This is a genomic window from Bradyrhizobium sp. LTSP885, assembly GCF_000938305.1.
Lineage (GTDB): Bacteria > Pseudomonadota > Alphaproteobacteria > Rhizobiales > Xanthobacteraceae > Bradyrhizobium.
Window position 1 is genome coordinate 146,267 of sequence record NZ_JYMT01000012.1, and the last position, 15,833, is coordinate 162,099.

Annotated in this window: 11 protein-coding genes and 1 pseudogene; 7 read left to right on the forward strand and 5 right to left on the reverse strand. The window is 58.2% G+C overall.

The genetic code is table 11. From position 1 onward, the window contains the following. Nucleotides 1-20 precede the first annotated feature (20 nt). Nucleotides 21-1,361: an ABC transporter substrate-binding protein gene (locus UP09_RS08590; RefSeq protein WP_052833025.1), complete on the reverse strand. Its 1,341-nt coding sequence runs from the start codon at nucleotides 1,359-1,361 to the stop codon at nucleotides 21-23. Nucleotides 1,362-1,417: 56 nt separating this feature from the next. On the opposite strand from UP09_RS08590, the gene UP09_RS08595 reads away from it, so the two are divergent. Next, nucleotides 1,418-2,437 (forward strand): AraC family transcriptional regulator, encoded by a 1,020-nt coding sequence (locus tag UP09_RS08595; RefSeq protein WP_044537642.1) that lies wholly within the window; start codon nucleotides 1,418-1,420, stop codon nucleotides 2,435-2,437. A 58-nt stretch (nucleotides 2,438-2,495) separates the two neighbouring features. Here UP09_RS08595 and UP09_RS08600 read toward each other — a convergent pair whose 3' ends face one another. The 4 genes from UP09_RS08600 to UP09_RS08615 form a co-directional block, all read right to left on the reverse strand. Next, complete coding sequence (locus UP09_RS08600) at nucleotides 2,496-3,731, reverse strand: acyl-CoA dehydrogenase family protein (RefSeq protein ID WP_044537643.1); 1,236 nt, start codon at nucleotides 3,729-3,731, stop codon at nucleotides 2,496-2,498. Nucleotides 3,732-3,745: 14 nt separating this feature from the next. Then, nucleotides 3,746-5,281, reverse strand: a complete 1,536-nt coding sequence (locus tag UP09_RS08605) for an AMP-binding protein (protein WP_052833026.1) — start codon at nucleotides 5,279-5,281, stop codon at nucleotides 3,746-3,748. Beyond that, complete coding sequence (locus tag UP09_RS08610; RefSeq protein ID WP_197082641.1) at nucleotides 5,278-6,381, reverse strand: NADPH:quinone oxidoreductase family protein; 1,104 nt, start codon at nucleotides 6,379-6,381, stop codon at nucleotides 5,278-5,280. The genes UP09_RS08605 and UP09_RS08610 overlap by 4 nt, the downstream gene beginning before the upstream one ends. A gap of 277 nt (nucleotides 6,382-6,658) precedes the next feature. After that, nucleotides 6,659-8,104, reverse strand: coding sequence for an AMP-binding protein (locus tag UP09_RS08615; protein ID WP_044537644.1), 1,446 nt, complete (start codon nucleotides 8,102-8,104; stop codon nucleotides 6,659-6,661). A gap of 807 nt (nucleotides 8,105-8,911) precedes the next feature. Here UP09_RS08615 and UP09_RS08620 point away from each other — a divergent pair. The 6 genes and pseudogenes from UP09_RS08620 to UP09_RS36885 form a co-directional block, all read left to right on the forward strand. Next, nucleotides 8,912-9,655: a nitroreductase gene (locus UP09_RS08620; RefSeq protein ID WP_082070055.1), complete on the forward strand. Its 744-nt coding sequence runs from the start codon at nucleotides 8,912-8,914 to the stop codon at nucleotides 9,653-9,655. 384 nt (nucleotides 9,656-10,039) lie between these two features. Further along, on the forward strand, nucleotides 10,040-10,981 hold the full coding sequence (locus UP09_RS08625) for a helix-turn-helix domain-containing protein (protein ID WP_197082643.1): 942 nt from the start codon (nucleotides 10,040-10,042) through the stop codon (nucleotides 10,979-10,981). 490 nt (nucleotides 10,982-11,471) lie between these two features. Beyond that, the gene (locus UP09_RS08630) at nucleotides 11,472-12,719 is read left to right on the forward strand and encodes an aminotransferase class III-fold pyridoxal phosphate-dependent enzyme (RefSeq protein WP_044537646.1); all 1,248 of its coding nucleotides are present in this window, start codon (nucleotides 11,472-11,474) and stop codon (nucleotides 12,717-12,719) included. A gap of 35 nt (nucleotides 12,720-12,754) precedes the next feature. After that, nucleotides 12,755-14,146 carry an APC family permease gene (locus UP09_RS08635; protein WP_197082644.1) on the forward strand — a complete coding sequence of 464 codons (1,392 nt, stop codon included), beginning with the start codon at nucleotides 12,755-12,757 and terminating at the stop codon, nucleotides 14,144-14,146. A 629-nt stretch (nucleotides 14,147-14,775) separates the two neighbouring features. Beyond that, complete coding sequence (locus UP09_RS08640) at nucleotides 14,776-15,243, forward strand: 2,4'-dihydroxyacetophenone dioxygenase family protein (RefSeq protein ID WP_063840137.1); 468 nt, start codon at nucleotides 14,776-14,778, stop codon at nucleotides 15,241-15,243. 57 nt (nucleotides 15,244-15,300) lie between these two features. Next, nucleotides 15,301-15,435: pseudogene (locus tag UP09_RS36885) on the forward strand (alanine dehydrogenase); the annotation flags it as partial. Nucleotides 15,436-15,833: the final 398 nt, after the last annotated feature.

Sequence of the window (15,833 nt, forward strand, 5' to 3'; positions counted from 1 at the left end):
GGTCTCGACGCTTTTTAATCTCAGAAATCGCCAAGGACATCCCACCGTTCTCCGTTGAACTGCGCCATGACTTCCTTTCCGAACAGATTCCGCTTTTCGGGAGTGGTGTTGATCGTTACGCCCGGCATCAGCAGGTCACGTATCCTGAGATCCGTAAGTGACGTAGCGATTCTCATGACGTTCGCTCTGGTGACGTCGTCGCCAGCCAACCTGATGACATGAGCCATTGCTTGAGCAGTGACGTATGAACTCAGGCTCGTGCGATTATACATGCTGACGTCCGGCATATATTTCTTCATGAATTCGAAATACTCGACCATGCCAGAATCTTCGAACCACGTCGGGTCGGCAGGATCCTTTACGAACGCGCTCGAATAGATGTCCTTGGTCTTTTCGAGACCCGCAGGCCGGAAGACCTCAAATATCGTCCCGAACGCCCCGTTGACGATGTGGACCGGCTTCCAACCGATCTCGAACACCCTCTTGATAGACTGAACCGTCGCCCTGCCGGTCGACAGGTTTATGAATAGGTCTGCCCCAGATGATTTCAGCGTGACGATCTGCGAGTCGATCGTCGGTTCGGTCGATTCATAGCTAACTTCCTTGATCACCATGTTTGCATTCTGCGATCCGAGCCCCTGCTTGAGGCCTCTCATCATGTCTTTCCCGAAGTCGTCATTCTGAAACAGAATTGCGATTTTCGCGCCGGGAAATTTATTGAGGATAAAGCGGGCATACAGAGCCCCGACGTCCTGAAGATCGGGAAGGGCTGGACAGCTCCACGGCGACGAAACTGGATCGTTGAAGCGCGCGGCCCCGCTCGATACGAAGAGTTGGGGTACCTTCTTGATATTCAGATAGCGCTGGACGGCCGCGCTGGTCGGAGTGCCGAACGAATTGAATATCGCGAAGACCTCGTCGCTCTCGACCAGTTTTCGCGTGACTTCAACGGTTTTCGGCGGGCTGTAGCCGTCATCGAGGGATATGAGCGATACCTTGCGGCCGTTGATACCGCCCTCGGCACTCAGCTTGTCGAAATACGCGACCTGCACGCGCTTCATCGAGGCGGCACCGGATACGGGTCCACTGTACGCTGTTGTCTGACCGAGCTTGATTTCGGTAGCGCTGACACCCTGATCGTAGGTCCGACCGGAGGCTGCTCCCGGCTGCAGAAACGGGGCCGTCAGGGCGGACGCTATCACTGTCCGACGGTTGATCGTCACTAAGCCCTCCCATCCTATTTTGCGGCGCAGCGCGCTTTGCCAAGGCTGCTTGGCTTGATCTCTTGGCATCGGTAATATGAGTTGGGAGCTGCCGGTCCAATGCCCGGGCTGCTCCGAGCGGATATCTATTCTGCTCATTCTTTCTCCGGGAAATCCGCTACGTTCCGGATGGAGCAGGCGAAGGGCGATCGGTAATGAAGGTTCTCGCGTCGAACGCGACCATTCCAGTCGAACGGGCGCTGAACTTGCTCGAGATATGGCGCACTCGGAACTTCGACGCTGACCGGCTGCTGAAGCGATCTCGAATTTCGAAGGTCCTTTTGTCGTCCTCCAAGGCGCGCTTGTCGCAATCGCAATTTTCCAGCTTCTTCAATTCTGCCGCGCTGCTGGGCCGTGACGAATCGTGGGGTCTCTGCCCGGTACCAATCCCGATCGGCAGTTTCGCGCTGATGTGCCGCTCCGTGGCTCGGCAGCCGACGCTTGGTGCCGCCTTACGGACCGGTCTTAATTGTTACCATGTGACCGCGAGGGACTTCGAAGCGCGGCTGACCTTGACGGATGAAAGGCTCGCTCGCATCAGACTCACCGATAGAATTTCAGATCCTGAATGCAGACGGCAATTTCACGCAACATTCGTGTTCTTTCTTTATGGCATGATGTGCTGGGTCACGGGACGGCGTCTGCCTCTGGCAGGCGTAGACTTCGTTTTCCCGCGGGCCAGCGCCAGCGCCGAACCCGCCAGGGTCTATCGAACGCGGGTTTCGTACTCCTCCGGGTACACTGAACTACGCTTTGATGCCGGACTGCTTCAACTCGCGAATACCCAGGATGCGGTGTCCGCGGAAGATTTCCTGAGAAAGTCACCTGGCAATCTTGCCGTTGCATTCAGGGACACCGCAAGCGCGGCGGAGCGGGTTCGCCGCTACCTGAGGCGCAACTTAGGGGAAGGTAGCTCTCTCGAAAATATGGCCGGTGTTCTTCAATTGTCGGTGGCAACACTTCGCCGCCGTCTACTGGACGACAATACGAGCTTTCAGCGCCTCAAGGACGAAGTGCGCCGGGACGTATCGATCGAATATCTTGTCAGCACCAATCTGCCGCTTGAAGAACTTGCGATGCGAACCGGCTTTGTCGAGGTGAGCGCTTTTCACCGAGCCTTCAAACGATGGACTGGATGCGCGCCGGGCGACTACCGCAAACGCTCCGCCGTCTGACAACAGTCCAGCGGAGAAGTGTTTGCGTCAACGATCGCCCGAAACCGACGACGCCAGATCAAGCCGCGGTCGGCTCCAGCCTCTCGAAGTAGGAAGCATCGGAGGATTCCGCCTTGCCCCATCCGCCCAACACACCGCGCGCGACAGTCAGTTTCATAGCCTCTTCGCTGCCTTCTGCCACGCACAAGATGCGCTGCAGAAAATAGACGTCGCGAAGCCGGGAATCAGCGATCAGCCCCAAGCCGCCCAGTATCTGGATGGTGCGGTCGATGACGCGACACGCCATGCGAGGACAGTAGGCCTTTGCCATCGCCGCCTCGACCCGCGCATCTCCGCCTTTGTCCATCTTGTCGGCGGACTGGTAGGCAAGCAGGCGGCCTGCATTGATCTCAATTGCCGATTCCGCCAGCATCCACTGGATGGCCTGCCGCTCGGCGAGCGGCGCGCCAAACGTCACCCGGCTCTTCGCATATTGCGAGGCGATGTCGAGACACCTGTTGGCAATGCCGACAGCCCCCGCCGAAATCACGGTACGGTTGCGGTTTAACTGCTCATTGAAGTTCGCAAAACCACGACCTTCCTCTCCGAGCAGATTTTCCGCCGGGATCCGACAGTTGCGAAACTCGAGATCCACGACTTTGCCGAGGGTCGTCCCCGGCGCAGCGGTCTCCATCCTTCGGACCACGTGGATGTCGTCCGAAGGATAGTCGACAAGAAACGACGTGATGCCGTGATAGCCCTTTCCTGGAGAAGTAACCGCGTAAACGACGAAATAATCCGGCTTGATATAGGGCTCGGAGGGATCCTGCGTCCAACGCTTGATGCCGTTAATGACGTAGTGGTCGCCCTCGCGATGCGCCGTCGTCCGTATGCCCGCGGCGTCGGAACCGGCGCCCGGCTCCGAAATCGCAATGTGATAGGCTTTCCTGCCCTCGAGAATCGGACGTAGATACTTCTCGCGCTGGGCCTCCGGCGCGCGAAACAATGCCGGCGGCGGGTCGATATAACCGGGCCAAAGCGCCGTATTTCCGTGCGTCACAAATGACGACTTGAGCTGTTCGTACACCAGGCACTTGGCGAGCATCCCCTGCCCCTTGCCGCCGCTTTCGACAGGTATCGCGATTCCGCGGAAGCCATATTCCTCAAATTTGTCGCGAAGGTACTGAATCTGCTGTGGCGTTGCGTCGTAATCGCTCAACGGCCAGTCCTTTTCCATCGGACCGCAAACGGTTCGGACGTAGTCGACAGCCTTGTCCTTGATCGCCTGCTGGGCGGGCGTGAGTTGAAAGTCCATGGAACCTCCCTGTTCTATTTTATTTCGGTGGCCTGATGCGAGTACTTTGCCCGGAGGTCGGCCTTGTAGAGTTTACCGTTTTCCTCACGCGGCAACCGGGCTTCAAACGATATCGATCTGGGGCGTTTGATCGACGACAGCGTCTCTCGACAATGCTCCATCAGCCGCAAGGCCATCTCGTCCCCGGCCTGAAACCCCGGCTGCAGCTCGATCACGGCTTTGACCTCTTCTCCGTATTCGACGTTCGGGACACCGAACACAGCTGCGTCCGCCACGGCTGGATGTGAACAAAGCGCGTTTTCGATCTCCGTCGGATAAACGTTCACTCCGCCCGATATGATCGTGAAGGCCTTGCGATCCGACAGATACAGGTAGCCATCTTCATCCAGGTGGCCAACGTCGCCGACGGTCGTCCGCCCGCGCGCATCGCGGGACTTCGCGGTCTTGTCGGGGTCACCATGATAGTGGAATTTTGGGCCGCCTTCGAAATACACGTCGCCGTCGACGCCAACCGGCAATTCCTCCCCGTCAGGTCCGAGAATGCGGATGGTACCTAATACGGCCTTGCCGACCGACCCGGGGCGGCTCAGCGACTCATGCGAGGAGATTTTGGTCGCTCCGTTACCCTCGGAAGCCGCGTAATATTCCCATATGACAGGCCCCCACCATTCGATCATACGCCTCTTCAGATCGGGCGCGCACGGCGCACCAGAATGCACTGCACACTTCATCGAGCCGACGCTGTGGGAGTTACGCACCGCCTCGGGAAGCGCGAGCATCCGGTAGAACATCGTGGGCACCCACAGACTGTGCGTGACCTTGTTGCTCTCAATCGTCGCCAGCGCGCTTTGAGCGTCAAATTTCGACATGCCAATCAAGGTGCCGCCGTGCTGCAGCGAGCGCATCGCAAACCGCAGCGGCGCTGCGTGATAGAGGGGAGCGCCAATCAGGCAGACTGATTCCGCATCATGTTTGGAGAAGGCTTGTATCCACTGCGAAAGTCGGGCTTCCTGCATCAGGTCGACAGACAGGCTTCGCTTGATGCCTTTTGGACGCCCGGTCGTTCCCGACGAATAAACAAAGTCCTTCCCAACCGGAGACGGCGGTAACGAGACGTTAGAATCAAACGCGTCGCGACAAGTTGCGTAATCGTTGCCTGCGCCTCGATCCGAGCCGACCTCGTACATATGCCCAGGAAACTCGAAATCAGTTTGAGCCTCGGTGAAGAAGGCTCTCGCCCCACTGTCGCGCAGGATGTATTCAAGTTCGACGGGAGTAAGCCGGGCGCTGACGGGCGTATAGTACAAGCCCAGCCTACGTGCGGCCCAGCATAGTTCAAGGAACTCAGCACAGTTAGGGAGCCTGAGAGCGATCGTGTCCCGCGATCGCAGCCCAATCGAAAGCAGCAGCTGCGCCGTCCGATTGGCCCTCGCGTCAAGTTCTCGGTAACTGATGACGTCCCTACCGCCCGACAACATCCATGCCGTCTTACCTCCGAATGCAGAGGCCCATTGTTGCAATTCATCACGCGTGTTGTTGGCGGGCATCATCGCGACAACAGGCACCGACTGCCTGACATATCGATGGCGAGCTTTCCCAACGCCGACCTCTGAGATATCTGACGAATGGCCTGAGCCGCTTGATCGAGCGAAAAGATCTGGGATACCGCCGGTGCAATCTGTCCCTTCTCATACATCTCAATGATCCGGCGCGAATTATTGGCGCTTCGCTTGGGTTCGTGGATGTTGAAACTGCGCCAATCGACTCCGACGATGGCACACGATTTTAACAGCGGCAGATTCATGGGAACCTTCGCAATCCCGGCGGGAAATCCGACAATCAGAAGCCTACCATTGCGCCCCATCGCTCGAAGCGCGGCTTCGGTGTAGGCGCCACCCACCGGATCGATCACAACGTCGATGCCTTCGGGACCAGCCGCCGACTTGATGGCCGCCGCAAAATTCTTGGAACCGCTCTCGTCCAGTGCGGCCGGATAGAGGATGGCCTGGTCCGCACCGCGCTCTTGCGCAAAATCGAGCTTTTCCTTGCTGGAGGCCGCGGCAAACACCTTTGCTCCAAAAGCCTTTCCTAGTTCGACCGCCGCGATCCCAATTCCTCCGGCAGCTCCGAGCACCAGCAGTCTCTCTCCCTCGCGGAGAGCTGCCCGATCGTGCAACGCATGGAATGCCGTTGCATAGGTAAATTGTAATGTTGCCAATTCAACCGCGGGCAACTCGGTGGGTACTCGTAGACACCGCTCCGCACTCACCTTCAATTTTTCCGCCATCCCGCCCCACGGGCAACGAGCGATAACGCGCTCGCCGACTTTCAGCGTGGTGACGGAGGCGCCCGTCGCGCTGACGAAGCCACAAACCTCCGAGCCAGGCGAAAATGGCCGCGGCGGTAATACCTGATACTTGTCCATGATAAGCAAGGCATCGGGAAAGTTCACCCCGCAGGCTTCAACGTCGATCACAACCTCATCGGCCGCGGGCGACGGATCGTCCACATGATCTACCGTCAGCGTTTCGGGCCCACCCACCGTTCTGCTCAGAAGGGCCCTCATGAAGCTTCTCGTGAAGAAGCCGAAATTGACGGCTTGTGGGTGGCCGCACAGTTTGTATCGAGAACCGCTTCCAATATCGACCACATAGACCCACCCGATCACAGTTCAATTGGAGGACATGTTGTCGATAAGCTTCACGACATCAAGTTCCGATCTGTTCACTTTCATTGACGCATTTGCTCAAGTTTATTCGTCTTGAAGCTTGGCTATGCCTCCGTTGGCCCAATTGGGCAGAAGAATTCCGTTTCCACGGATCGCTTGCTTTTGCAGCGTGCTGGTTGGCCGTTTCAAGAAACGACTTCGGGCGACCTCATCGAGGTCGCGCATATTATCGGTCCAGCGTACCGTGACGACTGATCGCTCACTGAGCGGAAATTCGTTCCTGCCTCAGCTTCGATCGCCGCAGTTTTCCGACCTCGTCGCGAACCGGCGTCGTAACGAATTCAAAGGTACGTGGAATTTTGTAGCGAACCAAACGGTCGCCGAGCCATTCTCTCAGGGCGGTCTCGTTAATCGGCTCCAACGATTCGACGATCGCATGGACGCGATGTCCCAAATCTTCATCTGGAAGACCGATCACGGCTGATGCCCGGATCGACGGATGCTCATCGAGCGCACCCTCGACTTCAGCGGGAAAAATGTTCGCGCCACCGCTCACTATCATGTCCAGTCGGCGGTCTGCGATGTAGAGATAGCCATCCTGATCCAGGCTTCCCATATCGCCAACCGTTTCCCAACCGTTACGTTGAAACAGAGGGTCGGCGCCGACATAGCGGTAAGTCGTCCCGGACCCGGAATTATGCAGCATGAATATCTGGCCGACCTCCCCGACGGGAACATCGTTCCCGTCCTCATCCAGAATTCGGATCTTGCAATCGATGGGGCGACCAACGGATCCCCGATGGGCAAGCCACTCCGATCCGTTTATCCAGGTAAATCCAATTCTTTCCGACGTACCGTAAAACTCATCGACCCTCTCGGGACCTAGCCATTCGATCCATTGTTGCTTGAGCCAGGCCGAACAGCTCGCGCCGTAATGGACAACCATACGGACGGAGGAGAGATCGTAGCGATTTCGAAGGTCCACATCCAAACGCCAGATTCGGTTCATCATCGTCGGCACCAGAGGAACCGTATCGATCCGATATTTCTCGATCAGCGCCAAAGTTTCTTCGGCCTCAAAGCGCGTCATGATCACGACATGGGCGCCGAACAGGAGCGATCGATAGGCGTAGGCAAAGGGGCCTCCGTGATAAAGCGGACCAGGAATCAAAACTGGCTTGTTCGGTTCGATTTTCATGCCAGGGGGACCATCCGTCTCGACGGTGCCTTCATCGGTCGTGAAGATGATCTTAGGACGGCCGGTGCTCCCCCCCGACGTCAGCCCTCTCGTCGGCCGAGAGATCGCATCTGGCAGCGGAGCGTTGGAGAGGGTTTCGGGAACGACAAAGTCTGGCACCAGGGCCGCGTAAGACTCGCTCTCGAGCCCGACCACTAACGCCGGCTTCGCGAGGTCAAGAATGCCATCCCGCTCCGCCTTTGGCAGCCTCGACGATACCGGAAGAAGCGTTGCCCCAAGTTTGAGCGAGGCGAACACCGTCTCAAGGAACCGCATTCCGTTTGGCAATGCGACCACGACAAGGCCACCAGCTTTGACACCGATGGACTCCATGTATCGAGCGAGCTGATTGGTCCGCTTCTCGAACTGGATGCGCGTCAGCGTTTCTCCCTCGCACGTAAGCGCAGGCAGATTCGGCTCCAGGGCTGCCAGCGCAGCCATTCTTTTACCTACCGACAGCACGGTCATCGGGAACACTCTCGCCGGTCGGAAATCTTTGGGTATGACAACAAAGCCTCCATCTTCGTATGAGCTTCAGAACGGGCCGAGTGCGTCGCAGCACCCAACCTGTCAAAGAACGTGACTTGAGTTTTCTTGATCAAACCGGCGCCCAGATAAAGGCCCGCAATATGCGGTCGCCTCTCCGAACTTGATTTCAGTGTCACTGACACCCAGATCCTGAGCCAAGGCTGAAGCAAACTTCGCGCTAAGGAATGCGATGCTTAGGGCAGATACAATAACCGCCCGTCTATTGATCGGCATCGGCCCTCCCAGGCGCCCGTTCAGCTCATTTGGTGCAATGGCAGCACCCGCGATCCCTCGGATCGTCTTGGACCCCACCAAAATATGTGATGGCAGAGGGAGCATCCATGCCCGCTTTGCTCTCCCAAATGTCCGTTTTGCTCATTTTGAGGCCCAAGTTCTGCACCGTCGGAGCGCAACACGCGGACGGGCGACGGCGCGTCTTGATCGACCGTGGCGCTGCAGAACTGCGTATTTCGCTTCAGCGGACGTCTTGAGCGCGGATGCCGAAGACGAAGGAAGTACATCGCTAACATCAACACGAGGGCCGCACATCGTCCAAGATGCGGACTTCGAGAAATTGACCGATACGTTCGGAACGTATCTGGCCTGGTAAACGCTGCGTACCAAGAATGCATGAGCGAAACCGACAACAAAATGAGCAAATCGGTGCTTGTTGCCGCGCTTCACCCGGTCTTAACGTTTCAATCAACATTTCCGGGCGGTCGCCCGTAACGGAAGAGGAGAACGACAATGACGGTTTCGCGGGCAGAAAGCGTTAGTCAGTCGGGCGACAGTGATCAGGAGCACAAGCAGTCTCGATCAGAGCTTTTCAAAGAATTGCTTGTCGAGCGATATAGCTGCCGTGCATTTCTGCCGCAACCGGTGTCGCGTGAAACCATTACCAAAATCTTGCGTATGGCTCAACGAACTGCCTCGTGGTGCAATTCTCAGCCGTGGCAAGTGACTATCACAAGTGGCGCGGCCACTGATCGTTTTCGCAAAGCCTTTCATAGTCACGTGATCGAGAAAAAAGGTGAGCGCGGGGACACTGATCTGGAGTTTCCGCGCGAGTACAAAGGAATATATTTGGACCGCAAACGCGAATGCGGATTCCAGCTCTACGAGAGCGTTGGCATCAAACGCGGAGATCGTGAAGCGTCAAGAGTTCAGGCGCTTAAAAACTTCAGCTTTTTCGACGCGCCACACGTAGCCGTCATCACCACCGAAGACGATCTGGGAACGTATGGCGCCATCGATTGCGGCGCCTATGTTAGCAATTTTTCGCTAGCCGCCCGAAGTCTGGGAATCGCCACGATTGCACAGGCCGCCCTGGCTTCGCAGTCGGTGTTCGTTCGATCTTTCCTTGGATTGCCGCAGAACCGTTTGGTTGTTTGTGGGATTTCGTTCGGACTTGAGGATCCGTCGCATCCGGCCAATGCCTTCCGCACCAAACGTGCAACGGTGGAAGACGCCGTCAACTGGATTGATAACTAGTTGGCTGACCGACCGCGCACGCCGGCTTCGTGTGTCGGCTCGGGTTCGGCACGGAACTGAATTAGCGCAGCGTCACCTTAGCCGCAGGCAAGAGCCAGATGACGGTAAATATGCATCACAACATCGATGATTTCTTGATGAGCATGACGACAGGAACGTTGCGTTCCCTCGAACGAGCACAATCGCGCAGATGGCCGATTTTTGGCACGGTAGGCGATGGTGAAAAGCCCGAGCTTGCGCAGGTTCAAGCGGCGAACTACACTGAACCCTGGCATAAATCTTGCGTGCTGGAAGATTGCAAGTCTTGCTGGAAGCCGAATGAACCCTTCTCTAGAACATAGGCCCAGCGCGACCGAAGACGTGCGCCTAGTGGAAGACTGCCCGGTGCTGAGCGTCAGCACGTTTGTGGACGTCGCACTGCAAAGCGATTCGATCGAAGGCTGGGATCTGAACTACGCACAGATGGAGCCGGGACAGTTCCGCGGCACCTTGCGTGCGCTCCGACTGCCTGGCTTGCAGATCCTCCTCGAGACGAACAACCTGCTGCTGAACGAGTACGGTTCCGCTTGGCCCAAATGCTATGTATTTGGGATCCCGCTGAGCATGGCAGGCGAAGGCTCATTCAACGGTATGGCCTGGGGGTCGGCCAGCGCGGTCGTGTTCAGGGGCGACAAGGAGCACGATGCAGTGGTTCCACCAATGGAAATGCTCGTGCTGGCGATCGACCGCGAGTTGATGCAGGATTACATGTGGACGGTGGAGCACGTGAGCACTCGAAGCTGGCTTGACCACGGGCCGCTCATCGTGAACGACGCTGATGCCACCCGGCGCACCGGTTCCCAGTTGCTTAGCGTGCTCCGGACCTGCTTTGACGATGCCTCCGTCGCTCTAGATCCGCGAAGCGCGATCACGCACCAAACGCTGGCTTGTCTAGCGCCGCTGGTCTGCGCCAACCAGCCGTCTCCCCGCCAATCGCTATCGTCCTTCGGACGTTCCCAAGTGGTGAAGCGCGCACGTGAGTACATCATCGAGCACATCGACGATCCGTTGCAGATCATCGATGTATGTCGTGCACTCAAGGTGTCGCGTCGCACCCTTCAATACAGCTTCACGGACGTTCTTGGGGTGAACCCGGCAACCTATTTGCGCGTACTGCGGCTCAATGGTGCGCGGAGAGACCTGCTGTCCGCGGACTACGACCGGCCGATGCAAATCAAAGAGGTGGTCGCTCGCTGGGGCTTCTGGCACCTTAGCCGATTCAGTGCAGAGTATCGCCAACTCTTTGGCGAGTTGCCCTCAGCGACGCTGCGCTCGCGCCCGTCCTGAGATTTCCTGCGCCAGCTCGAGACGACAAGCGCTGGCAACGAGATCGGTGCGGTTTACACGACGCCGGCCCGCAGATAGTCGCTCGGCGCCTGCGCACTTGTCCGCCGTCGTGGTGCACAACCGCAGCCGATCGATGCGAATCCATCGGCAAGCCCCAGCCAAACTCTCGCCACCGCGCCTCGTAATCACAGGCGGTTGAAATTGGCCAGCGAAGCGGCAGGCTGGACGAGCGGCGGCGCAGTTCGATGTGGCTGAAGGCTCGGCGTCGATGGGCACGTACATCTCGACGGGTACGAACCACATGCGTGTAGCGAGCTAGAAGGAATGTCGATGCACAGGACGGCTGCGGATGTGACGCCCGAGTTGCCGTTCCCGAGTTCCTTGCCAAGATTGGCTAACGAAGTCATCGTTTGCGTCCTAGCCTGTGAGGCACAGATCTTCCGACGCGAAAACACGTCGGCCCCGCTACTTCTGTCCTTCGAAAGTCGCTATGAGCAAAGAAAGCCAACTCAGAGAACGGGCTGCCGCCGTCATTCCCGGTGGCATGTACGGGCACCAGAGTGCGTCGTTTCTGCCGCCCTCGTATCCCCAATACTTTTCCCGGGCGAAAGGCTCCCGCCTTTGGGACGCTGATGGCCGCGAGTACATCGACTACATTGGCGGATATGGGACGAATCTGCTCGGCTATGCCCACCCTGACATCGATGCGGCAGCCGTTCAGCAGCTGAGTTCCGGCGACACGATGACCGGGCCCGCGCCAGTTATCGTTGACCTCGCCGAGAAACTGGTCGGGATGGTGACCCATGCGGATTGGGCCGTTTTTTGCAAGAACGGCACGGATGCGACCTCGATGGCAGTCGTCTGCGCTCGTGCCTACAAGAATCGACGAAAGATCCTGATGGCGACGGGTGCCTACCACGGCGCTGCCATCTGGTGCACGCCCGTCGATGTTGGGATCACGCGCGAGGACCGGGCGCACAATGTCTATTTTGAATACAACAACGCTGAGAGCCTGGAGCAAGTATTGCGTTCCCACGCGGGCGATGTGGCCGCCGTGCTCGCTTCACCGATACGGCATGATGTCCACACTGACCACCTAGTACCGACCGAAGCATATGCCAAAGCTGTACGGCGCCTGTGCGACGAGCACGACGCGCTCCTAGTGGTCGACGAGGTGCGCACTGGGTTTCGGCTCGCTCGCGGCAGCAGCTGGGACGCACTTGGCGTCAACCCCGACCTCAGTGCCTGGGGCAAGGCCATGGGAAATGGCTACCCGATTTCCGCTCTCCTTGGCAACAACAAGACCCGCCAAGCCTTCCAACGCATCTTCGTGACCGGGTCCTATTGGTGCTCGGCCGTGCCTTTGGCGGCCTCCCTGCGAACGCTAGAACTCATCGAATCAACGGACTACCTCGAGCGCAGCTTAGCAATAGGCCAGATGCTCCGAGATGGCATTGAAGAACAGGTGCGACGTCACGGACTAGAATTACGCCAGACAGGGCCGGTACAGATGCCCCAAATGCTCTTTGCCGGCGATGTGGAAGAAAAGCTTGGGAACATCTGGACCAACGCCGCGATCGAACTAGGCGTCTATCTGCACCCCTTCCACAACATGTTTGTTTGCGCCGCGCTCACCGACGAAGACATCTCCCGAACGCTCGAGGTGACGGATAGGGCTTTCGTGGCATTCAAGCAGCATCGTAAGCTGACGCCGCTTTCATCAACTGAACTTAGATGACTAGACTTTCACGCGCCGCTTCGGCGGAGGTCCCGATGCCTGCCAATGAGCTGCGCGGCAACTTGGGCGCGACTCAGGTTACTCTGCTGGTGATTGCGGCTGCCGCACCACTAGGCGCGATCGTGGGCACAGCGCCGATCGCTTTCATGAAAGGCAACGGTGCCGGCCTAGCCGGCACCTACCTCGCCGCGGGATTGCTGATGTCCTTCTTTGTCGTCGGCTACACAGCGCTCATCCGCTCTGTTCCTGGTGCCGGAGCGTTCTATCGGTACCTTTCAGAGGTGTTCGGTGAGCGCATCGGCACCGGTGCCGCGTGGGTAGCCCTGACTGCGTACCTGGCCATGTCGGCGGCGTTGGCGATCTTCTGCGGCTACTTTGCCGACCTCACACTGAAGGATTTCGGCGTCGACCTCGGTTGGCAAGCGCTGACGGTGGCCTTCGTCATCCTGGTCGGTCTTCTCGGTCGATCCAGCGTCGATTTCGCGGCGCGCATCCTCGTGCCGATGGTCGTCGCCGGCTTTGCCATGTTGCTCATCCTGGTGGCGGGTATAGTCCTCAGCAAGGGCTCAGCCGCATTCCCCATCACCGCCATCGAGCCGAGCAGCGTTTTCGCGGAAGGGCTGGGGATTGCGGTCATGACCACCCTGGCATCGTTCATCGGGATCGAATCCTCGGCGCTCTATGTCCAGGAAGCCCGGGATGCCAAGCGTGTCGTACCACGCGCCACGCTGGCCGCAGTCGTCCTCGTCGCGTTGCTCTACTTCCTCTCCATCTGGGTGATCGTCGGGGACCTTGGACCGCAGAACGTGAAGGCGATGGCCGAACGGCTGCAGGGCGATCTCGTGCTGCAGTCATTCCGGCAGAACACCGGATCAACGATCACGGCGATCACCTCACTGATGCTATGCCTTAGCAATTTCGCTTGTTACCTGGCGCTGCACAATGCTGCTGCCCGCTACGTGTTCACACTGAGCGGTCAGGGCCAGCTACCGCTCCCTCTGTCCTTCGTTCACCCCGTTCATGGTGCTCCGTCCAACGCCAGTCTCACAACTTCCGCGGTCGTCGCCGTCAGCATTGCAGTGCCGATGGCGATGGGACTCGTTCCGTATGCTGTCCTCATGCCCAGTTCGCTGGCGCTCGGAACAATCGGAATCGTAAGCCTGCAGGCGGCAGTTGCGTATGCGATCGTCGTCTTTTTCCGACGCGAGCGCGATCCCCGCCGGTTCACAACCTTGCTGATGCCGCTACTCGCCGGTTTGGGGCTGACGGCGGCGGTGGTCTTGATCGTCCGGAACTACGATCTGCTCACAGGCAGCGACTCGCGCTGGGTGAATAGCGCGCCTATCGTTTTGTTGGCCATCTTTGTGACCGGCGTTCTTGCCCATCGGCAGGATCCACGGCTGTTACCCGGCGGCAGAGCCGACTGAGCGACTCTCGCTGATTTCTTCTCCCACCGTTTTCCCGCCGCGTCGGGTCCCTCCTAGCGAAGTTGAGGACCGGGTGTGGGTCCTGTCTTGCACCTGTGGTTCTCGCGGACATCCAAGGAGCATACGCTGAAACGCCCGGTTGGCGTGGCGGTAGTGGACAAAACGCGTGGCCGAGGATCGATACCGGCACTGCGGGCGCGCGTGTCGCATCCAATCGCGACGTCAGGGGGACACCATTTGCAGAGTGAAGCGCTGATGTGTCGACTCGAAATGTTAATCTCCCTGCTCCAAAGAACGTGAGGCGACAAGCTTTCTCGTCGACCTCGCCGCTGTGGGCGACCGCATCATCGAGAATTGAAGCGATCCGTCCCAAGGTGGGCACAGGAACTAACCGAAGGCGAATATATCGCGACGCAATTGGACGTCGTGGCGGCGAATCAAGCAGACGTCTCTGCGGATTCTTAGAGACCGTTTGCAGTGGCAGCCGGTCCGAGCAAGCGAGCGACCTAGCCCAGACTGTAAAGCTAGGACGGGCGGGCGCGCGACGCATGCGTTGCTGAAAGTGGATAACTCTCCAGCTCACGCAACAGGCACAATGGCGCCTTTCATAGCTCACTAAGGAGGACACCGTGAACGCCCTAGTCCAAACCCAAGACTCCCACGCCTCTTACATCCGCTCCGCGGACGATCCCTGGCTCCTGTTGGATCCCGAAAGCGGCGCCGAAATCAAGGTATGCCGGCTCACACCCTCCACCGGCGAGATCGTATGCTTGATCCGTGTGCCGGCTGGCCAAACCTTGGCCAAGCACTACCACTCCGGAACAGTTGCCGTCTACACGATCGAAGGCAGCTGGAGTTACGGCGAAGGCTGGATCGCCGACGCTGGCGATGTCGTCTATGAGCCGGCAGGTTCCACGCACGCACCGACGATGACTGGCAAGGGTCCCACGACCATCTTTGCGATTATCCAGGGTGCATTTGAGTTCGTCGACGATGCAGGGCAGATCCTGGCCCGCTGCACCTGGAAGGCCTTGAACGACGTCTACATCGAACACTGCAAGAAGCACGGTCTGAAGATGCGCGACCTGACCGCTTAGAAAACGGCGACCTCGGACTGCTACACGCACAATTGCAGGCTATGGAAGGAAATTGACATGTTAGTCGGCGTTCCCAAGGAAATCAAAACTCACGAGTATCGCTCTGGGCTTACGCCCGGCGCCGTGCGTGAATACGTGGCTGCTGGTCATAGCGTTATAGTGGAGAAGAACGCGGGAACCGGGACCGGCGCGTCGAGCGCACCACTACTAGTCGCCGACGTCCGATCGTTGTCGTGACGATACGCCGAGCTCCTATCAACTCGTAAAGCTTCGTGCGTCCCAAGCCGGTCACTTCGCACGCGTCGTCAATCGTGCAGGTGAGCCGCTGGGCGAATGGCATCGTGCCCGGTTTTGCGGCTTTCGGAGCGGATAGACTGACTCGTGACTGTTGTCCGCTAGTTTCTACTCGTCGATTGTATCTCACGTGGCCCTCCTATTCGCACAAAGCTCGACAGGAGAAGAGTTGATTGTGCTACGAGCAACGTCAATGCGAACATCCGAGGGCGCTCGCGTACGACAACGCACGTCATCGGCAGCAAACTCCCCAATCGTTCGCCACTGTTCACCAGCGTCTTATTCAGCCAATGCGG